The sequence below is a fragment of the Enterobacter sp. 186315 genome, from assembly GCF_053290175.1.
On the sequence record NZ_JBPTTK010000024.1, the window covers coordinates 47,245 to 68,259 of the forward strand.

The 21,015-nt window shown below is 58.5% G+C and carries 18 protein-coding genes; 13 read left to right on the forward strand and 5 right to left on the reverse strand.

The genetic code is table 11. The features are described 5' to 3' along the window. Positions 1–48: 48 nt before the first annotated feature. Complete coding sequence (gene mrcA, locus ACSVHP_RS20055; RefSeq protein WP_447552815.1) at positions 49–2,601, forward strand: peptidoglycan glycosyltransferase/peptidoglycan DD-transpeptidase MrcA; 2,553 nt, start codon at positions 49–51, stop codon at positions 2,599–2,601. A gap of 90 nt (positions 2,602–2,691) precedes the next feature. Here mrcA and nudE read toward each other — a convergent pair whose 3' ends face one another. Continuing rightward, positions 2,692–3,252 (reverse strand): ADP compounds hydrolase NudE, encoded by a 561-nt coding sequence (nudE, locus tag ACSVHP_RS20060; protein WP_234671662.1) that lies wholly within the window; start codon positions 3,250–3,252, stop codon positions 2,692–2,694. A 316-nt stretch (positions 3,253–3,568) separates the two neighbouring features. On the opposite strand from nudE, the gene ACSVHP_RS20065 reads away from it, so the two are divergent. The 5 genes from ACSVHP_RS20065 (at position 3,569) to pckA (ending at position 9,710) form a co-directional block, all read left to right on the forward strand. After that, on the forward strand, positions 3,569–5,707 hold the full coding sequence (locus ACSVHP_RS20065) for an intracellular growth attenuator family protein (protein ID WP_447552816.1): 2,139 nt from the start codon (positions 3,569–3,571) through the stop codon (positions 5,705–5,707). 65 nt (positions 5,708–5,772) lie between these two features. Continuing rightward, positions 5,773–6,456: a GMP/IMP nucleotidase gene (gene yrfG, locus ACSVHP_RS20070; RefSeq protein ID WP_447552818.1), complete on the forward strand. Its 684-nt coding sequence runs from the start codon at positions 5,773–5,775 to the stop codon at positions 6,454–6,456. Further along, positions 6,453–6,854, forward strand: coding sequence for a ribosome-associated heat shock protein Hsp15 (gene hslR / locus ACSVHP_RS20075; RefSeq protein ID WP_234671678.1), 402 nt, complete (start codon positions 6,453–6,455; stop codon positions 6,852–6,854). Before yrfG ends, hslR begins: the two co-directional genes overlap by 4 nt. A gap of 25 nt (positions 6,855–6,879) precedes the next feature. Beyond that, entirely contained in the window at positions 6,880–7,758 is an 879-nt protein-coding gene (hslO, locus tag ACSVHP_RS20080) for an Hsp33 family molecular chaperone HslO (protein ID WP_447552820.1), read from the forward strand. 332 nt (positions 7,759–8,090) lie between these two features. After that, positions 8,091–9,710, forward strand: a complete 1,620-nt coding sequence (pckA, locus tag ACSVHP_RS20085; RefSeq protein ID WP_447552821.1) for a phosphoenolpyruvate carboxykinase (ATP) — start codon at positions 8,091–8,093, stop codon at positions 9,708–9,710. 126 nt (positions 9,711–9,836) lie between these two features. Here the strand turns inward: pckA and envZ are convergent, their stop codons facing one another. Continuing rightward, positions 9,837–11,183, reverse strand: a complete 1,347-nt coding sequence (gene envZ, locus ACSVHP_RS20090) for a two-component system sensor histidine kinase EnvZ (RefSeq protein WP_234671695.1) — start codon at positions 11,181–11,183, stop codon at positions 9,837–9,839. Next, complete coding sequence (gene ompR, locus ACSVHP_RS20095) at positions 11,180–11,899, reverse strand: osmolarity response regulator transcription factor OmpR (protein WP_001157751.1); 720 nt, start codon at positions 11,897–11,899, stop codon at positions 11,180–11,182. The genes envZ and ompR overlap by 4 nt, the downstream gene beginning before the upstream one ends. Before the next feature lie 232 nt (positions 11,900–12,131). On the opposite strand from ompR, the gene greB reads away from it, so the two are divergent. The 5 genes from greB (at position 12,132) to feoC (ending at position 18,211) form a co-directional block, all read left to right on the forward strand. Continuing rightward, a complete protein-coding gene (greB, locus tag ACSVHP_RS20100) occupies positions 12,132–12,605 on the forward strand; it encodes a transcription elongation factor GreB (RefSeq protein WP_234671697.1) in 474 nt (157 codons plus the stop codon). Positions 12,606–12,692: 87 nt separating this feature from the next. Beyond that, positions 12,693–15,023 carry a Tex family protein gene (locus ACSVHP_RS20105; RefSeq protein ID WP_447552825.1) on the forward strand — a complete coding sequence of 777 codons (2,331 nt, stop codon included), beginning with the start codon at positions 12,693–12,695 and terminating at the stop codon, positions 15,021–15,023. Between the two features lie 364 nt (positions 15,024–15,387). Beyond that, complete coding sequence (feoA, locus tag ACSVHP_RS20110; RefSeq protein ID WP_234675694.1) at positions 15,388–15,612, forward strand: ferrous iron transporter A; 225 nt, start codon at positions 15,388–15,390, stop codon at positions 15,610–15,612. Between the two features lie 32 nt (positions 15,613–15,644). Continuing rightward, complete coding sequence (gene feoB, locus ACSVHP_RS20115; protein ID WP_447552826.1) at positions 15,645–17,963, forward strand: Fe(2+) transporter permease subunit FeoB; 2,319 nt, start codon at positions 15,645–15,647, stop codon at positions 17,961–17,963. 11 nt (positions 17,964–17,974) lie between these two features. Beyond that, the gene (gene feoC, locus ACSVHP_RS20120; RefSeq protein ID WP_447552828.1) at positions 17,975–18,211 is read left to right on the forward strand and encodes a [Fe-S]-dependent transcriptional repressor FeoC; all 237 of its coding nucleotides are present in this window, start codon (positions 17,975–17,977) and stop codon (positions 18,209–18,211) included. Between the two features lie 32 nt (positions 18,212–18,243). On the opposite strand, the gene ACSVHP_RS20125 is transcribed toward feoC, so the two are convergent. Beyond that, a complete protein-coding gene (locus ACSVHP_RS20125; protein ID WP_234675697.1) occupies positions 18,244–18,513 on the reverse strand; it encodes a YdgH/BhsA/McbA-like domain containing protein in 270 nt (89 codons plus the stop codon). Between the two features lie 111 nt (positions 18,514–18,624). Further along, positions 18,625–19,398: a pimeloyl-ACP methyl ester esterase BioH gene (gene bioH / locus ACSVHP_RS20130; protein ID WP_447552830.1), complete on the reverse strand. Its 774-nt coding sequence runs from the start codon at positions 19,396–19,398 to the stop codon at positions 18,625–18,627. A gap of 36 nt (positions 19,399–19,434) precedes the next feature. Here bioH and gntX point away from each other — a divergent pair, with 36 nt between their 5' ends. Further along, the gene (gntX, locus tag ACSVHP_RS20135; RefSeq protein ID WP_447552831.1) at positions 19,435–20,115 is read left to right on the forward strand and encodes a DNA utilization protein GntX; all 681 of its coding nucleotides are present in this window, start codon (positions 19,435–19,437) and stop codon (positions 20,113–20,115) included. Positions 20,116–20,176: 61 nt separating this feature from the next. After that, complete coding sequence (nfuA, locus tag ACSVHP_RS20140) at positions 20,177–20,752, forward strand: Fe-S biogenesis protein NfuA (protein WP_003861601.1); 576 nt, start codon at positions 20,177–20,179, stop codon at positions 20,750–20,752. Positions 20,753–21,015: the final 263 nt, after the last annotated feature.

A 21,015-nucleotide genomic window follows, 5' to 3' on the forward strand; every position in this document is an offset into this window, starting at 1 on the left:
CGCGATTGTTTATAAACTGCCCAAGTGGAACCAAATGGGAAATCTCCGGTGAAGTTCGTAAAGTATTTATTGATCCTTGCAGTCTGTTGCATTCTGCTGGGAGCAGGCTCGATTTATGGTTTGTACAAGTACATTGAGCCGCAGCTACCTGATGTCGCCACGCTTCGTGACGTTCGACTCCAGATCCCAATGCAGGTCTATAGCGCCGATGGCGAGCTGATAGCGCAATATGGCGAAAAGCGCCGTATCCCGTTGACCTTAAAACAGATCCCACCCGTGATGGTGAACGCCTTTATCGCCACCGAGGACAGCCGTTTCTACGAGCACCACGGTGTCGATCCGGTCGGTATTTTCCGCGCCGCCAGCGTGGCGCTGTTCTCCGGCCATGCGTCCCAGGGGGCGAGTACCATTACGCAGCAGCTCGCGCGTAACTTCTTCCTGAGCCCGGAAAAAACGCTGATGCGTAAGATCAAAGAGGTGTTCCTCGCGATCCGCATCGAGCAGCTGCTGAGCAAAGACGAGATCCTCGAGCTCTACCTCAACAAGATCTACCTCGGCTACCGCGCCTACGGCGTGGGGGCGGCGGCGCAGGTCTATTTCGGTAAGCCCGTCGAGCAGCTCACCTTAAGCGAGATGGCGACTATCGCCGGTCTGCCGAAAGCGCCTTCCACGTTCAACCCGCTCTACTCGCTCGATCGCGCCACGGCGCGTCGCAACGTGGTGCTGTCGCGTATGTTGAGCGAAGGCTACATCAGCCAGACCGAGTACGAGCAGGCGCGTAACGACGTGATTGACGCTAACTATCACGCCCCTGAAATCGCCTTCTCCGCGCCGTACCTCACGGAAATGGTGCGTCAGGATATGGTCAGCCGCTACGGTGAGACCGCCTATGAAGACGGCTATCGCATTTACACCACCATCACCCGCAAAGTGCAGCAGGCGGCGCAGCAGGCGGTACGCAATAACGTGATGGATTACGATATGCGTCACGGCTATCGCGGCCCGTCGAACGTGCTGTGGAAAGTGGGCGAAGGCGCGTGGGACAGCAAAAAAATCACCTCGACCCTGAAGTCGCTGCCGACCTACGGGCCGCTGTTGCCTGCGGCGGTGATAAGCGCGAGCCCGCAGGAAGCGGTAGTGATGCTGGCAGATGGCACCTCGGTGTCGCTGCGCATGGACGGCGTTCGCTGGGCGCGTCCGTACCGCTCTGACACCCTGCAAGGGCCAACGCCGCGTAAGGTCACCGACGCGATCCAGACCGGCGAGCAGATCTGGGTACGCCAGGTCGGCGACGCCTGGTGGCTGGCGCAGGTGCCGGACGTGAACTCCGCGCTGGTCTCCATCAACCCGCAAAACGGGGCGGTGATGGCGCTGGTGGGCGGCTTTGATTTCAACCAGAGCAAGTTTAACCGCGCCACCCAGGCGCTGCGCCAGGTGGGCTCGAACATCAAGCCGTTCCTCTACACCGCGGCGATGGACAAAGGGCTGACGCTCGCCAGCATTCTTAACGATGTACCGATTTCGCGCTGGGATGCGGGTGCGGGCTCAGACTGGCAGCCGAAAAACTCTCCGCCACAATACGCGGGGCCAATTCGTCTGCGTCAGGGTCTGGGGCAGTCGAAGAACGTGGTGATGGTACGCGCGATGCGTGCAATGGGCGTTGACTACGCGGCTGAATATTTGCAGCGTTTCGGCTTCCCGGCGCAGAACATCGTGCATACCGAATCGCTGGCGCTCGGCTCGGCCTCCTTTACGCCGTTGCAGGTGGCGCGCGGCTACTCGGTAATGGCCAACGGCGGCTTCCTGGTTGACCCGTACTACATCAGTAAAATCGAGAACGACCAGGGCGGCGTGCTGTTTGAAGCGAATCCGAAAATTGCCTGTGCCGAATGCGATATTCCGGTGATTTACGGCGATACGCCAAAATCCAACGTGCTTGAGAACAAGGACATGGAGGACGTTGCGATTTCCCAGGAGCAGCAGAACTCCACCGTGCCTCAGCCGCAGCTGGAGCAGGCGAATCAGGCGCTGGTCGCGCAGAGCGGCGCGCCGGAGTATGCACCGCATGTGATCAACACCCCGCTGTCGTTCCTGATCAAGAGCGCGCTGAACACCAACATCTTCGGCGAGCCGGGCTGGCAGGGCACGGGCTGGCGCGCAGGGCGTGATTTGCAGCGCCACGATATCGGCGGCAAAACCGGAACGACCAACAGCTCGAAAGATGCCTGGTTCTCGGGTTACGGTCCTGGCGTGGTGACTTCGGTCTGGATCGGCTTTGACGATCACCGCCGTGATTTAGGCCGCACCACGGCGTCTGGCGCGATTAAAGATCAGATTTCCGGTTACGAAGGCGGCGCGAAAAGTGCGCAACCGGCCTGGGATGCCTACATGAAAGCGGTGCTGGACGGCGTGCCTGAACAGCCGCTGACGCCACCGCCGGGTATTGTCACGGTCAATATCGATCGCAGCACCGGGCAGTTAGCCAACGGCGGCAATAGCCGTGCGGAGTATTTCATCGAAGGTACGCAGCCTACCACGCAGGCGGTGCAAGAGGTGGGTACGGAGCTGATTGATAACGGCGAAACGCACGAGCTGTTCTGATGGGCACAAAAAAGCCGGGTGGCGGCTTCGCCTGACCCGGCCTACAACGTCAACGCAAAACGGCAACGTCTGGTTGCCGTTTTTTATGGCCTACAAACGCCCCTGCCCTTTTAGCCACTCGCGCACCAGGAACAGCGCGCTCACGTTACGGGCTTCGTTAAAGTCTGGATCTTCCAGTAAATCCATCAGGTGGGCCAGCGGCCAGCGCACCTGCGGCAGCGGTTCCGGCTCGTCCCCTTCCAGCTTTTCTGGATAGAGATCTTCCGCCACCACGATATTCATTTTGCTGGAGAAATAAGAGGGCGCCATGCTGAGCTTTTTCAGGAACGACAGCTCGTTCGCCCCAAACCCGACCTCTTCTTTGAGCTCGCGGTTGGCGGCTTCAAACACGGTTTCGCCTGGGTCAATCAGCCCTTTTGAGAACCCAAGCTCATAAGATTCTGTTCCCACTGCATATTCGCGGATTAAAATCAGATGCTCGTCGATGATGGGTACAATCATCACCGCTTCGCGCGCAGAGGGGCGCATACGTTCATAAACGCGACGCACACCGTTGCTGAACTCCAGATCCACGCTCTCGACATTAAACAGGCGCGACTTGGCGACTGTTTCAACATTCAGAATGGTGGGTTTTTGTAATGGTTTGCTCATCTTGATGGGTCTTTACTGTGTGAACTGGGGTTATTGTGCGATACGCCGCACGGTTTGGGCAATGTCAATCGTTCTTTATTTACATTTTTGCAACGTTACGAGAATAAACTCTCATTTCAAAACAAAAGTCAAGAGGTTGAAATCTCTCCAGGAATTTGCTGATATCGCGCGTTGGCAGGCTTTGCTATCATCGTCGATTACTGGGATGCGCTTCAGAACGCTCAAGTTCGACTCCATACTTGCCGATAGCCAACCACAGACAACTCGAAGTATGACGGGTATACACCTGTAAGAAGATAAGTAAGATGGGGAAAGCATGAGCACCATTTTGATTTTTCTCGCTGCTATGCTGGCCTGCGCTTTGATTGCAGGGTGGGTATACAGGGGTCGCGCCCGGCGCCGATATCGGTTGCCCTTCCTGAACGCGTTTGCCGGTGCGAACACCCGTAAACTGTCGCCGGAAGAACGCAGCGCCGTTGAAAGCTACCTCGACACGCTAAACCGTTCGCAGCAGACGCCCGGGCCAACCGGCGCCAGCACTGCGCCCGTGTCCCTGACGCTTAACGCGCAGAGCGACACCGTCATTTGCGTCACGCGCTCGATTACCCGCTACGGTATCACCACCGACGATCCCAACAAGTGGCGTTACTATCTTGATTCCGTTGAAGTGCATCTTCCGCCGTTCTGGGAGCAGTATATCAACGACGAAAACAGCGTTGAGCTTATCCATACCGACTCTCTGCCGCTGGTGATCACCCTTAACGGACACACCCTGAACGAGTATGTTCAGGAAGCGCCGCGCTTTGCGCTGGAGCGCGCGAGTTCAACGCAGGCGTCTATTCGTGGCGAAGAGACTGAGCAGATTGAGCTGCTCAATATCCGTCAGGAAACGCACGAAGAGTACGCCCTGAGCCGCCCGGACGGCATCCGCGAGGCGGTGCTGATCGTCGCCGCCTTCCTGCTGTTCTTTATCTGCCTGCTCTCCCCGGACGTCTTCGTGCCCTGGCTGGCTGGCGGCGCGGTGCTGCTGCTGGCTGCGGGTCTGTGGGGGCTGTTTGCGCCACCGTCTAAAACCGCCCTGCGGGAAATCCACTGCCTGCGCGGCACGCCGAAGCGCTGGGGGTTGTTCGGTGAGAACGATCAGGAACATATCAACAATATCTCCCTCGGCATTATCGACCTGATTTACCCGCGCCACTGGCAGCCGTGGATCGCCCAGGATTTGGGTCATAAAACGGATATCGATATCTATCTCGACCGTCAGGTGGTGCGTCAGGGGCGGTATCTCTCCCTGCACGACGAGGTGAAGAACTTCCCGCTCCAGCACTGGCTGCGCAGCAGCGTGATCGCCGGAGGCGCTGCCGCCGTGCTGATAATGCTGATTTTCTTCGTGCCGCTCGATATGCCCATCAAATTCACCCTGTCGTGGATCAAAGGGGCGCAAACCGTCGAAGCCACCAGCGTAAAAGAGCTGGACGAGGCCGGCGTGCGGGTGGGCGATACGCTGCGCCTGAAAGGCACCGGGATGTGTAACATCCATGCGCCGGGCAGCTGGAACATGCGTCAAAACTCGCCGTTCGCCCCGTTTGACTGCTCGCAGATTATCTGGAACGACGCGCCGCCGCTGCCGCTGCCCGAGTCTGACGTGGTGGGTAAAGCCGCCGCCCTTAGCCAGGCGGTAAGCCGCCAGCTGCATCCGAAGGCGGATGATGATTCCCGCGTTAGCCCGGCCCTGCGTTCCGCCATTCAGAAATCCGGCATGATCCTGCTGGACGACTTCGGTGAAATCGTGCAGAAAACCCAGGATTTGTGCTCCGCACCGGACGAGTGCGTGCGCCTGAAGAACGCGCTGGTTAACCTCGGCAACAGCAAAGACTGGGAAGCGCTGGTGAAGCGCGCAAACGCGGGCAAGCTGGACGGCGTGAACGTGCTGCTGCGCCCGGTCAGCGCCGAATCTCTGGATAATCTGGTCACCACCTCCACCGCGCCGTTCGTGATGCGCGAAACCACCCGCGCCGCGCAGTCGCTGAACAGCCCGGCACCGGGCGGGTTTGTGATTGCCAGCGACGAGGGGAGCGACCTGGTCGATCAGCCGTATCCGCAGGTCGCGCTGTATGATTACCCGGCCCAGGAGCAGTGGGGCGAGTTCCAGCGTCTGGCGCAAATGCTGATGCAAACGCCGTTCAGCGCCGAAGGGATCGTTACGCGGATCGTGACCGACGCCAACGGCACGCGCCATATCGATCTGCACCGGATGCCGGACAGCGCGGGGCTGTGGCGCTACGTCGGCACTTCCCTGCTGATGATCGCCATGCTCGCCTGTATGCTCTGGAACGGCTATATGGCCGTGCGCCGCTACCAGCGCTCGCGCACGCGTCTGGCTGAGATCCAGCAATACTACGAAAACTGCCTCAATCCTAAGCTCATCTCCTCCCCGGAGAGCCTGATCGGATAACGTCACGGCGCGACAACTTATGCTACCCTGTCGCGCACGTAACTTCTGGCTAAAGAGTTCCCCTTATGCATCTTGATATCGCCTGGCAGGACGTGGATACCGTCCTGCTGGATATGGACGGCACGCTGCTCGATCTCGCCTTCGATAACTTTTTCTGGCAAACGCTGGTGCCTGAAACCTACGGCAAACAGCAGGGGATCTCCCCGGCAGAGGCGCAGGAATTCATCCGTTCGCAGTATAGCGCCGTGCAGCATACGCTAAACTGGTACTGTCTCGACTACTGGAGCGAGCGCCTCGGCCTGGATATTTGCGCCATGACCACTGCCCAGGGGCCGCGCGCCGTTTTGCGTGAAGACACCGTGCCGTTCCTGGACGCGCTGAAAGCCAGCGGCAAGCGCCGGATTTTGCTGACCAACGCGCACCCGCACAACCTGGCCGTGAAGCTGGAACACACCGGACTGGCATCACACCTTGATTTATTACTTTCTACCCACACATTTGGTTATCCGAAAGAAGATCAGCGGTTGTGGCACGCCGTGGCGGAAGAGACCGACTTACAGCCGGAAAGAACGCTGTTCATTGACGACAGCGAAGCGATTCTGGATTCTGCCGCCACCTTTGGCATTCGCTACTGCGTGGGCGTGACGAACCCTGATTCCGGCCTGGCTGAAAAAAGCTATCTGCGTCATCCGGGGCTGAACGACTATCGCCGGATGATCCCCTCACTCACCGTGAAGGAGTCGCCATGAAAGAAAAACCCTCCGACGGGGTAAGACTGGATAAATGGCTGTGGGCCGCCCGTTTTTACAAAACGCGCGCGCTTGCCCGGGAGATGATTGACGGCGGAAAAGTGCATTACAACGGCCAGCGCGGCAAGCCGAGCAAGCTGGTTGAGCTGAATGCCACGATAACCCTGCGTCAGGGCAACGATGAAAAAACGGTGGTGATCAAAGCCATTACCGAACAGCGAAGGCCCGCAACCGAAGCCGTTTTGCTCTATGAAGAAACGGTGGAAAGCGTCGAAAAACGCGAGAAGACGGCACTGGCACGCAAAATGAACGCGCTGACCATGCCGCACCCGGATCGGCGTCCGGATAAAAAAGAGCGCCGTGAACTGATGAAATTTAAACACGGTGAGAGCGACTAACCCCTCACCCGCACGAGAGACTATTATGGCCCAACACGACCAATTACACCGCTATCTGTTTGAACAATTCGCCGTGCGCGGCGAGCTGGTCACCGTGTCCGAGACCTGGAAACAGATCCTGGAAAACCACAACTACCCGCTGCCGGTAAAAACCCTGTTGGGCGAACTGCTGGTTGCCACCAGCCTGCTGACCGCGACGCTGAAGTTTGCCGGTGATATCACCGTGCAGTTGCAGGGTGACGGCCCGATGACGCTGGCGGTGATCAACGGGAATAACCAGCAGCAGATGCGCGGCGTGGCGCGCGTTCAGGGCGACGTGCCTGAAAACGCGGATCTGAAAACGCTGGTGGGCAATGGCTATCTGGTCATCACCATCTCCCCGGAAGAGGGCGAGCGTTATCAGGGCGTGGTCGGTCTGGAAGGCGACACCCTGGCGGCATGCCTGGAAGATTACTTCATGCGCTCCGAGCAGCTGCCGACGCGTCTGTTCATCCGCACCGGTGAAGTGGACGGCCAGCCGGCGGCGGGCGGTATGCTGTTGCAGGTTCTGCCAGCGCAGGACGCACAGACGAACGACTTCGAGCACCTGGCGACCCTGACCGAAACCGTTAAGGCCGAAGAGCTGTTCACCCTGTCCGCGACCGACGTGCTGTGGCGTCTGTATCACGAAGAAGAGGTGACGGTTTACGACCCGCAGGCGGTTGAGTTCAAATGCACCTGTTCCCGTGAGAGCTGCGCGGGCGCGCTGAAAACCCTGCCGGATGAAGAGATCGACAGCATCATGGCGGAAGACGGTGAAATTGATATGCACTGCGACTACTGCGGTACGCATTACGTGTTCAACGCGATGGATATCGCGGAGATCCGCAATAACGCCTCCCCGGCGGATCCGCAGGTTCATTAATTCCCTCGTGCCCTCCCCTTCCCGGGGAGGGCAAATCCCCCGTATTAGCTGAATCGTATTCACACTGTAACCCTTACGTAATTTTCCTACATGTATGCGATTACATTCACATTCCTTCCGATAAATTCACCGACAATTAACCTTTTAAGAACATTTTCCCCAACCAAAAAGCGATTCCTGCGATAATCTGCCCGCCCTGTGGCTGGAGTCGCAGCGTTTTCCGTTAGTAAGGGTTTTGTCCAGATACGTAAATCTATGAGCCCCGTCCCGGTTAACAACCTAAGAAAAACCCTACAATTTCAGGCAGTACATATTGGCTAAGGAGCAGTGACATGCGCGTTAAAGGTATAACCTCGCAAGATCTCAAGGCTTATGGCATTCACGACGTCCAGGAACTCGTTTACAACCCCGATTACGATACGCTGTATCAGGAGGAGCTCAATCCAGCACTGGAAGGATACGAGCGAGGTGTGTTGACGAATCTTGGTGCTATCGCCGTCGATACCGGTATCTTTACCGGCCGTTCGCCGAAAGATAAGTATATCGTCCGTGACGACACCACCCGCGACACGCTGTGGTGGTCAGACAAAGGCAAGGGCAAGAACGACAACAAGCCGCTCTCCCCTGACACCTGGCAGCATCTGAAAGGACTCGTCACCGAACAACTCTCCGGCAAGCGTCTGTTCATCATCGACGCCTTCTGCGGCGCTAACGCCGACACCCGTCTTTCCGTTCGTTTTATTACCGAAGTGGCCTGGCAGGCGCATTTCGTGAAGAACATGTTCATTCGCCCGACCGACGAAGAGCTTCAGGATTTCAGCCCTGACTTTATCGTGATGAACGGCGCGAAATGCACCAACCCGCAGTGGAAAGAGCAGGGCCTGAACTCCGAGAACTTCATCGCCTTTAACCTGACCGAGCGTATCCAGCTGATTGGCGGAACCTGGTACGGCGGAGAGATGAAAAAAGGGATGTTCTCGGTGATGAACTACCTGCTGCCGTTGCAGGGGATCGCCTCTATGCACTGCTCCGCGAACGTCGGCGAAAAAGGCGATGTTGCGGTCTTCTTTGGTCTTTCCGGTACGGGTAAAACCACGCTCTCCACCGATCCGAAACGCCGCCTGATTGGCGATGACGAACACGGCTGGGACGACGACGGCGTGTTTAACTTCGAAGGCGGCTGCTACGCGAAGACCATCCGTCTGTCCGAAGAGGCCGAGCCGGACATCTTCCACGCCATCCGCCGCGATGCGCTGCTGGAAAACGTCACCGTGCGCGCCGACGGCTCTATCGACTTCGACGATGCGTCGAAAACCGAAAACACCCGCGTTTCTTACCCGATCTACCACATCGACAACATTGTGAAGCCGGTGTCGAAAGCGGGTCACGCCACCAAGGTGATTTTCCTGACCGCCGACGCGTTCGGCGTGCTGCCGCCGGTGTCACGCCTGACCGCCAGCCAGACTCAGTACCACTTCCTGTCCGGCTTTACCGCCAAACTGGCGGGCACCGAGCGCGGCGTGACCGAGCCGACCCCAACCTTCTCCGCCTGCTTCGGCGCGGCCTTCCTGTCGCTGCACCCGACGCAGTACGCAGAAGTGCTGGTGAAACGTATGCAGGCATCGGGCGCGCAGGCCTATCTGGTGAACACCGGCTGGAACGGCACGGGGAAACGTATTTCGATCAAGGACACGCGCGCGATTATCGACGCGATTCTGGATGGTTCTCTGGACGACGCGGAAACCTTCACCCTGCCGATGTTTGACCTGGCGATCCCAACGGCGCTGCCGGGCGTAGATACCCGTATCCTCGACCCGCGCAATACCTACGGCTCACCGGAGCAGTGGCGTGAGAAAGCGGAAACGCTGGCGAAGCTGTTTATTGAGAACTTTGAGAAGTATACCGATACCCCGGCGGGCGCAGCGCTGGTGAGCGCGGGACCGAAGCTGTAACCCCTTCTCCCTCTCCCTGTGGGAGAGGGCCGGGGTGAGGGCATCAGGCCGCAGAGATCGCATTTAGTCGGGTGGCGGCTCCGCCTTACCCGACCTACGAAAAAGGGTGGCATTCGCCACCCTTTTTTACCCCTCTTTCACCTGCCCCCGCGTCACCGGCACCGGCAACCACGCGCGAATGCTCAAACCGCCCCGCTCGCTGGTACCAATCTCCAGCAACCCGTTATGGTTATCGACAATACGCTGCACAATCGCCAGCCCTAAGCCGGTTCCGCTGGTGCTGCGCGCGCTATCGCCGCGCACAAACGGCTGGAACAGATGCTTGCGCTGCTCGGGCTTGATGCCCGGACCGTCGTCTTCAACCTGGAACCAGGCGCGATTGAGCTCAGACCCGCTGCTGACCTTGATCCAGCCGTTGCCGTAACGCGCCGCGTTCACCACCATATTGGCGAGCGCGCGCTTGATAGAGAGCGGATGCATCCGCACCGGGATCTCACCCGCCTGAAGGTCGGTATCGATTTCACGTTCGTAGCCGCTTTCCGCCGCGACGACTTCCCCCAGCACCGCGTTCAGATCCGCCATCTCCATCGGCATCTCCTGCCCGGTACGCAGGTAGTCGATAAACTGCTCGATGATGGCGTTACACTCTTCGATGTCCTTGTTGATGGACTCGGCGAGATAACCGTCCTCTTCGCCCATCATCTCCGTCGCCAGGCGAATACGAGTCAGCGGGGTGCGCAGATCGTGACTGACGCCCGCCATCAGCAGGGTTCGGTCGTCCGCCAGCTGTTTTACACCGGCCGCCATATGGTTAAAGGCGCGGGTCACCGAACGCACTTCCGACGCGCCGTATTCGCGCAGCGGAGGCGGAATAATCCCTTTACCGACCTGAAGCGCCGCGTGCTCCAGGTCGACCAGCGGTCGGTTCTGAATGCGGATAAACAGCCACGCGCCGCCTATCGCCAGCAGCATGATCGCCAGGGTGTAACGGAACAGCGGCGAGAAGTCGCCCTGATGGATTTCGGTCAGCGGAACGCGCACCCAGATATTGGGTGACAGCCAGGTTTTCAGCCACACCACCGGCGAGCTTTTGTTGACCTCAACGCGCACTTCCGTCGGGCCGCCCAGCTGCTGCGCCATCTGCTGGCTGAGAAACTCGTAGTGCTGCGCCCAGCGCAGGCCTGCGTCTTCTGCCGCTTCGTTGGAATAGAGCGAAATGCCCAGCTCGCGGTAAATCTCACGGCGAAACGCCGGAGGCACCACCAGCTGCGTGCCGTCCTCCAGTTGCAGCTTATCGGTCATCAGCATACGGACTTCGTACGCCAGCACCTTATTAAACTGCTGGAGGCTCGGCAGGATCGCAAAGTTCAGCACCACCAGGTAGGTCGTCACCAGGCTGACGAACAGCAGGGTGACGATCAGTAACAGCGTGCGGGCAAACGAGCTTCGCGGCGAGAAGCGCATTCGCCTCATGCTTTAGAGCCGTCCGGGACAAAGACGTAGCCCAGACCCCAAACGGTCTGAATATAACGAGGATGCGCCGGATCTTCTTCCACCATGCGGCGCAGACGGGAGATCTGCACGTCGATGGAGCGTTCCATTGCGGAGTATTCGCGGCCACGCGCCAGGTTCATCAGCTTATCGCGGGAGAGCGGCTCGCGCGGGTGGCTGACCAGCGCCTTCAGTACCGCGAATTCACCGCTGGTGAGCGGCATAGGCTCGTCTTCACGGAACATCTCGCGGGTGCCGAGATTCAGCTTGAACTTACCGAAGGCGATAACGGCCTCTTCCTGCGACGGTGCGCCCGGCAGTTCGTTCGCCTGACGACGCAGCACCGCGCGGATACGCGCCAGCAGTTCACGCGGGTTAAACGGTTTTGGAATGTAGTCGTCGGCGCCAATTTCCAGCCCCACGATACGGTCAACTTCTTCCCCTTTCGCCGTCACCATGATGATCGGCATCGGGTTGCTTTGGCTACGCAGGCGGCGGCAAATAGACAGACCATCTTCCCCTGGCAGCATCAGATCGAGCACCATCAGATGGAAAGATTCACGCGTCAGTAAGCGGTCCATCTGCTCGGCATTCGCCACGCTGCGAACCTGGAAGCCCTGCTCGGTCAGATAACGCTCAAGCAGCGCACGCAGGCGCATGTCGTCATCCACGACCAGAATTTTGTAGTTCTCTTGCATTGTATTTACTCCCAAAGGTTCGGATAGTCTTTGTAACAGGGTATTCTAAAAAAGTGCACGTGTTCGACCAGCTAATTCTGGTATAAATTCTAGTCGAAATTGTTACAAAGCATATTTAACAGCAGCTTATCTGCATATTTCATCACAGAAATCATTATGAACGCTGTAGGTTAAACGCTTTGATACGTAATGTGCGCAACGTCTTAATGAAGTCGAGTCTGAAGGTCACACCATGAAAACGCCTCTGATCACCCGCGAAGGGTACGAAAAACTCAAAAAAGAGATGGATTACCTGTGGCGTGAGGAGCGCCCGGAGGTGACGAAAAAGGTCACCTGGGCGGCAAGCCTGGGGGATCGCAGCGAGAACGCTGACTATCAGTACAACAAAAAGCGCCTGCGCGAAATCGACCGTAGGGTGCGCTACCTGACCAAATGCCTCGAAAACCTCAAGATTGTCGATTACTCCCCCCAGCAGGAGGGCAAAGTGTTCTTCGGCGCGTGGGTCGAAATCGAAAATGACGATGGCGATACCCTGCGTTTTCGCATCGTCGGCTACGATGAAATTTTTGGTCGTAAGGATTACATCTCCATCGACTCGCCGATGGCCCGCGCCCTGCTGAAAAAGGAAGTTGGCGATCTGGCCGTCGTGCAAACGCCGGGCGGCGAAGCGAGCTGGTACGTCAATGAAATCGAGTACGTAAAATAATCTGAGAGCGCCCTCCGCGACTGGCATTTTGCCGTGCCAGTCCGTATAACTACCCCCTGATTTTTGACCCACAAAGATGATAAAGCCATGATGAAAGAGTCGCTCTGCCGCATTATTGCGGGTGATATTCAGGCCAAAGCCGAACAGGTAGAAGCTGCCGTTCGCCTGCTTGATGAAGGGAACACCGTGCCGTTTATTGCACGTTATCGTAAGGAAGTCACCGGCGGACTGGATGATACACAGCTGCGTAATCTGGAAACCCGACTGGGTTATCTGCGCGAGCTGGAAGACCGTCGCCAGGCGATCCTTAAATCCATCGGCGAGCAGGGCAAGCTGACCAGCGACCTCGAAAAAGCCATTAACGGCACCCTGAGCAAAACCGAACTGGAAGATCTCTATCTGCCCTATAAACCGAAGCGCCGCACGCGCGGGCAGATTGCGATTGAAGCGGGCCTGGAGCCGCTGGCCGAGCTGCTGTGGAATGCGCCGTCCCACGACCCGGAAACCGAAGCCGCGAAATTTATCGACGCCGACAAAGGCGTGGCGGACACCAAAGCCGCCCTCGACGGCGCGCGCTACATTCTGATGGAGCGTTTCGCCGAAGACGCGGCGCTGCTCTCCAAAGTGCGTGATTACCTGTGGAAAAACGCCCATCTCGTCGCCACCGTCGTCAGCGGTAAAGAGGAAGAAGGCGCGAAGTTCCGCGACTATTTCGATCACCACGAACCGATTTCAACCACCCCTTCCCACCGCGCGCTGGCGATGTTCCGCGGCCGCAACGAAGGCGTGCTGCAACTCTCCCTGAATGCCGACCCGCAGTTTGACGAGCCGCCAAAAGAGAGCCACTGCGAGCAGATCATTATGGATCACCTCGGCCTGCGCCTGAACAACGCCCCGGCGGACAGCTGGCGCAAAGGCGTGGTGAGCTGGACGTGGCGCATCAAAGTGCTGATGCACCTCGAAACCGAGCTGATGGGCACGGTGCGCGAGCGCGCCGAGGACGAAGCGATTAACGTGTTCGCCCGCAACCTGCACGACCTGCTGATGGCCGCCCCGGCCGGCCTGCGCGCCACGATGGGTCTCGATCCGGGCCTGCGTACCGGCGTGAAGGTGGCGGTGGTCGACGGCACCGGCAAGCTGGTGGCGACCGACACTATTTATCCGCACACCGGACAGGCGGCAAAAGCCGCGGTTGCCGTGGCGGCGCTGTGCGAGAAGTACAACGTGGAGCTGGTGGCGATCGGTAACGGTACAGCTTCACGCGAAACCGAGCGTTTCTATCTGGACGTGCAGAAGCAGTTCCCGAAAGTCACCGCCCAGAAGGTGATCGTCAGCGAAGCCGGGGCATCGGTCTATTCCGCCTCCGAGCTGGCGGCACAGGAGTTCCCGGATCTGGACGTGTCCCTGCGCGGTGCGGTCTCTATCGCCCGTCGTTTGCAGGATCCGCTGGCGGAGCTGGTGAAGATCGACCCGAAATCCATCGGCGTGGGCCAGTATCAGCACGACGTCAGCCAGACCCAGCTGGCGCGCAAGCTGGACGCGGTGGTGGAAGACTGCGTGAACGCCGTTGGCGTGGACCTGAATACCGCCTCCGTGGCGCTGCTGACCCGCGTGGCGGGCCTTACCCGCATGATGGCGCAGAACATCGTGGCGTGGCGCGATGAGAACGGCCAGTTCCAGAACCGTCAGCAGCTGCTGAAGGTGAGCCGTCTGGGGCCAAAAGCCTTTGAGCAGTGCGCGGGCTTCCTGCGCATCAACCACGGTGACAACCCGCTGGATGCCTCCACCGTTCACCCGGAAGCTTACCCGGTCGTCGAGCGCATTCTGGCGGCCACCCGGCAGGCGCTGAAAGATCTGATGGGCGATAGCAGCGCCCTGCGTAACCTGAAAGCCGTTGATTTCACCGACGATCAGTTCGGCGTGCCGACGGTGACCGACATCATCAAAGAGCTGGAAAAACCGGGTCGCGATCCGCGCCCTGAGTTTAAAACCGCTACCTTTGCTGACGGCGTTGAAACCATGAACGACCTGCTGCCGGGCATGGTGCTGGAAGGCTCGGTCACCAACGTCACCAACTTTGGTGCCTTTGTGGATATCGGCGTGCATCAGGACGGTCTGGTGCATATCTCGTCGCTGGCGGATAAGTTCGTTGAAGATCCGCACACCGTGGTGAAAGCGGGCGATATCGTGAAGGTAAAAGTGCTGGAAGTGGATCTTCAGCGCAAGCGTATCGCCCTGACCATGCGTCTGGACGAGCAGCCGGGTGAAACCAATGCCCGTCGCGGCGGCAACGGCGGCGGTCGCGAGCAGCAGCGCCCGGCAGCCAAAGCGGCAAAACCACGCGGACGCGACGCGCAGCCTGCGGGCAATAGCGCGATGATGGACGCATTGGCGGCAGCGATGGGTAAGAAACGCTAGCCATGCTGTGCCCGGTGGCGCTGTGCTTACCGGGCCTGCAAAAGCACAAGACCGTAGGCCGGGTAAGGCAACGCCGCCACCCGGCTTCCAGCCGGCACAAAAATCAAATAAGAATGTGCTCACTCATTAATAAATATATGAAACCGATTGCATATCCATATTTAAACTCCCCATCATCACTTTATTAACAAATATGCTCATTCTGCATGACACCGCTTTCCCGTAAATATTGAGCGAGGTCAAATTGCTCGCAAATTAATATCGCTGTTAGCATTCCGTCACATTTTACATATTGCTGATAAAAACAATTCTCATTACGATTGCATTGTTGATTATTTAATCTTTCCTTCGTTAAGTAGGCACTATGCAATTCACTCCCGACAGTGCATGGAAAATTACCGGCTTTACCCGCGAGATTAGCCCGGCGTATCGGCAGAAGCTGTTGTCCCTCGGCATGTTGCCCGGCTCCTCCTTCCAGGTGGTGCGCGTCGCGCCGCTGGGCGATCCGGTGCATATTGAAACCCGACGCGTTAACCTGGTACTGCGTAAAAAAGACCTCGCCTTAATCGAAGTCGAAGCTATTTCCTGATAACAAGCCAGCGGTTCAGTGAGTCTAATCTAATGAAAAAATTAACTATTGGCTTAATTGGCAATCCTAATTCCGGCAAGACAACCTTATTTAATCAGCTAACCGGCGCGCGTCAGCGCGTGGGAAACTGGGCGGGCGTGACGGTTGAGCGCAAAGAGGGTCAATTCGCGACCACCGATAATCAGGTCACGCTGGTGGATTTGCCTGGCACCTATTCCTTAACGACCATTTCGTCACAAACCTCTCTCGATGAACAAATTGCCTGCCACTATATTCTGAGCGGCGATGCGGATTTATTAATTAACGTGGTGGATGCCTCTAACCTTGAGCGCAACCTCTACCTGACGCTACAGCTGCTGGAACTCGGTATTCCGTGCATCGTGGCGCTTAACATGCTCGATATCGCGGAAAAGCAGAACCTGCGCATCGATATCGACGCCCTCTCCGCCCGTCTGGGCTGCCCGGTGGTGCCGCTGGTTTCCACCCGCGCGCGCGGCATTGACGCCCTGAAGCTCGCCGTCGATCGTCACGCGGGCAACAGCAGCGTGGAGCTGGTTCATTACGCCCGCCCGCTGCTGCGCGAAGCAGAACAGCTGGCCCAGTCGATGGACGCACAGATGCCCGCGAAACAGCGCCAGTGGCTCGGCCTGCAAATGCTCGAAGGGGATATTTACAGCCGCGCCTACGCTGGCCGCGCTGCCGATAAGCTCGACGCGTCGCTGGCGCGCCTGAGCGAAGAGATGGACGACCCGGCCCTGCACATCGCCGACGCCCGCTATCAGTCCATAGCCGCCATTTGTGATGTGGTGAGCAACGCCCTCACCGCCGAGCCGAGTAAATTCACCGCCGCGGTCGACAAAATTGTTCTGAACCGCTTCCTCGGGCTGCCGGTATTCCTGCTGGTGATGTACCTGATGTTCCTGCTCGCCATTAACATCGGCGGCGCGCTTCAGCCTATCTTTGACGCCGGTTCGGTGGCGATATTTGTTCACGGCATTCAGTGGGTGGGTTACACCCTGCACTTCCCGGAGTGGCTGACCATTTTCCTGGCGCAGGGTCTGGGCGGCGGTATCAACACCGTTCTGCCGCTGGTGCCGCAAATCGGGATGATGTACCTGTTCCTCTCCTTCCTTGAAGACTCCGGCTACATGGCGCGCGCCGCGTTCGTGATGGACCGCCTGATGCAGGCGCTGGGTCTGCCGGGGAAATCCTTCGTGCCGCTGATCGTGGGCTTCGGCTGTAACGTGCCGTCGGTAATGGGCGCACGTACGCTGGATGCGCCGCGCGAGCGCCTGATGACCATCATGATGGCGCCGTTTATGTCCTGCGGCGCGCGCCTGGCGATCTTCGCGGTCTTTGCGGCGGCCTTCTTTGGTCAGCAGGGGGCGCTGGCGGTCTTCTCCCTGTACGTGCTCGGCATCGTCATGGCTATCCTCACCGGCCTGATGCTCAAGCACACCATCATGCGTGGCGAAGCGTCGCCGTTCGTGATGGAGCTGCCGGTATACCACGTCCCGCACCTGAAAAGCCTGGTCATCCAGACCTGGCAACGCCTGAAAGGTTTTGTGCTGCGCGCCGGTAAGGTCATTGTCATCGTGAGCATCTTCCTGAGCGCGCTGAACAGCTTCACCCTCAGCGGCCAGGCGGCAGATAACATTAACGACTCGGCGCTGGCCTCCGTCAGCCGCGTGATTACGCCTGTCTTCAAGCCGATTGGCGTGCACGAAGACAACTGGCAGGCGACCGTGGGCCTGTTCACCGGGGCGATGGCGAAAGAGGTGGTGGTCGGAACGCTCAACACCCTCTACACCGCAGAAGATATTCAGGAGCAGGACTTCAACCCGGCAGAGTTCCACCTCGGCGACGAACTGCTCGGCGCGGTGGAAGAGACCTGGCAGAGCCTGAAAGACACCTTCAGCCTGAGCGTGCTGGCGAACCCCATCGAAGCCAGCAAAGGCGACGGGGAAATGGCGACCGGGGCGATGGGCGTGATGAGCGAGAAGTTTGGCAGCGCGTCGGCGGCCTATAGCTATCTGATCTTCGTGCTGCTCTACATTCCGTGCATCTCGGTGATGGGCGCCATCGCCCGCGAATCAAGCCGCGGCTGGATGGGCTTCTCCATTCTGTGGGGGCTGAACATCGCCTACTCGCTTGCCACGGTCTTCTACCAGACGGCCAACTTTAGCCAGCATCCGCGCTACAGCCTGATCTGCATCCTGGCGGTGGTCCTGTTCAACGTGGTGGTGATTGGCCTGCTGCGCCGGGCGCGCAGTCGCGTCAACGTTAACCTGCTGGCTACCCGTAAAACGCCGACCACCTGCTGCAACAGCCCGGCGGGCGACTGTCACTAAGGGGACGCGCGATGGCAACGTTGATTCAGGTACGTGATTTACTGGCCTTGCAGGGGCGAATGGAGGCGAAACAGCTGAGCCTCAGCCTGCTTACGCCGCAGCCGATGATCGATGCCATGCTGCAAAGACTGGAAGCCATGGGAAAAGCCGAACGCATTCAGGAAGAGGCCGACGGCTGTCTGTCGGGTAGCTGCAAAAGCTGCCCGGAAGGGAAAGCCTGCCTCAGAGAGTGGTGGGTGCTGAGATAGCAAAGCCGGGCAAAATGCCCGGCTTTTTTGTCTTACTTATACACGTCCGCCGTCGCGCGAACGTCTTTGGTATCTTTGTTCGCACTGGTGATCACGTAGTAGGTCCCGCCCAGCTCGTCCGCTTTCTTGGACAGCTCGCGTTTCGCGTCCATCGGCGCGGTGGTGTCTGACGTGGAGATATCACCGATTTTGGTGAGATTCATCTCTTTCACTTTATCTTTTTGCAGTTCTTGCGCCGCTAATGCGCCAAAAGACAGTGACCCAACAACCAGTGAAGTGACAATACCTGTAATCAATTTCATAACCATGACTCTCCTTAGGATGGTGTTTTGATTATCGTGGGCGGAACAACCGCAACGACACAGTAAGTATTGTTGCGGTAAGCCACTTTTGCCAGGCTGGACAGAAAACAATCAGAGTATTCGTTGACGCAACGCAACCAGCGCGGCGCAAAATTCACTCGGATGGGAGATAAACGGCGCGTGGGCGGCTTTGGCAATAATCATCGATTCACTCTGCGGCCAGAGCGCGTCCAGCAGCGGCACCACCTTGCGCGGCACCAGCCCGTCCAGATAGCCGTAGATGCGCAGATGAGGCAGCGCAAGGGCGCCGAGCGGCTCGCGTAAGTCGGCGGTTTTCAGGATCTCCAGACCGCCGTTCAGCACCTCGACCTCCGGCATCGGCAGCGAAAGCACGGTGCTTTTCAGCGTGCGCGCGTCCTGTCGTGCGGTGTCGGTACCCATCGTTTGCAGCGCCAGAAAACGCTCCACCGTCCGCTGGAAATCGTCACTCAGCTGCTGCTGGAACCCGGCCAGCACTTCAGGCTTGATGCCCGGCCACGCGTCGCGCGCGCTAAAGCACGGGGAAGAGGCCACCGTCACCAGCGCCTGTACGCGCTCCGGATGGTTAAGCGCGATGCGGCTCGCCACCAGCCCGCCGAGGCTCCAGCCGAGCCAGATGGCGCGCGGCGGCGCGGCGTCTAACACCTGCTGCGCCATCTCATCGAGCGACATTGCGCCACAGCCACGGCTGCGGCCAAACCCCGGCAGATCCACCAGATGCAGCGTAAAGTGCGAGGCCAGTTCCTCACGAATGCAATTCCACACCTCGGCGTTCAGCCCCCATCCGTGCAGCAGCACAAGATGGCAATTTCCCGTGCCTACGGTCTGCCACCACAGAGTCTTCATCGGTTACTGTTCTCTTTTTTCACAAGGAGGTTGCACATGCTAACAGTGCCTGGCTTGTGCTGGCTATGCCGAATGCCGCTGGCGCTGAGCCGGTGGGGTATCTGCTCGGTGTGTTCCCGGTCGCTGGTGACGGTGAACGGGTGCCCGCAGTGTGGATTACGCGCGACCCATCCCGACATGCCCTGCGGACGCTGCCTGCAAAAGCCGCCGCCCTGGCGTGCGCTGGTGGCGGTGACAGACTACGTGCCCCCGCTCAGCGGGCTGGTGCATCAGTTTAAGTTTTCCCGCCAGAGCACGCTGGCCGTGCCGCTGGCCCGCACGCTGCTGCTGGCGGTGCTGCGTGCGCGTCGGGTGGGAACGCTGCCGCGCGCTGACCGAATCGTCAGCGTGCCGCTGTATAAAAACCGCCAGTGGCGACGCGGTTATAACCAGAGCGACCTGCTGTGTCGCCCGCTTGCGCGCTGGCTTGGCTGCGAGTATCAGGCAAACACGGTAACGCGCCTGCGCCCAACCGCCATCCAGCATCGGCTCAGCGCGCGGCTGCGCAAAAAGAACCTTAAAAACGCCTTTCGTCTTGAATTGCCGGTGAACGGCCTCCATATCGCCATCGTGGATGATGTCGTCACCACGGGCAGTACCGTTGCTGAACTTTCCCGACTGCTTTTGCGAAGCGGCGCCGCGTCGGTTCAGGTATGGTGTCTGTGCCGTACCTTGTAGCCCTTCTTCAATGGGCGTATGATTATACCCAGGTAATTTAGTCAACTATTAGGCCAAAGCTATGATCCGTATTTCCGATTCTGCACAAGCGCACTTTGCCAAACTGCTGGCAAATCAGGAAGAAGGGACGCAGATCCGCGTGTTTGTGATCAATCCAGGCACTCCGAATGCAGAATGTGGTGTCTCTTATTGTCCGCCGGACGCTGTGGAAGCAACTGACACTGCCCTTAAGTTTGAACAGCTCACCGCCTACGTTGATGAGCTGAGCGCACCGTATCTTGAAGATGCGGAAATCGATTTTGTGACAGACCAGCTCGGCTCACAGCTGACGCTGAAAGCGCCGAACGCGAAAATGCGTAAAGTGTCTGACGATGCCCCGCTGATGGAGCGCGTTGAGTATCTGCTGCAATCCCAGATTAACCCGCAGCTGGCCGGTCACGGTGGTCGTGTTTCCCTGATGGAAATCACCGAAGATGGCCTGGCGATCCTGCAATTCGGCGGCGGCTGTAACGGCTGTTCGATGGTTGACGTGACGCTGAAAGAAGGGATCGAGAAGCAGCTGCTGAACGAATTCCCTGAGCTGAAGGGCGTTCGCGATCTGACCGAACACCAGCGCGGTGAGCACTCTTACTACTAAGTGCCCGTCTGCTTTTGCCCGGTGGCGCTAACGCTTACCGGGCCTACAAATATCGTGCCTGTCTGTTTTTGCCCGGTGGCGCTGACGCTTACCGGGCCTACAAATATCGTGCCCGTCTGTTTTGCCCGGTGGCGCTGACGCTTACCGGGCCTACAAATATCGCACACGTCTGTTTTGCCCGGTGGCGCTGACGCTTACCGGGCCTACAAATATCGTACCCGTCTGTTTTGCCCGGTGGCGCTAACGCTTACCGGGCCTACAAA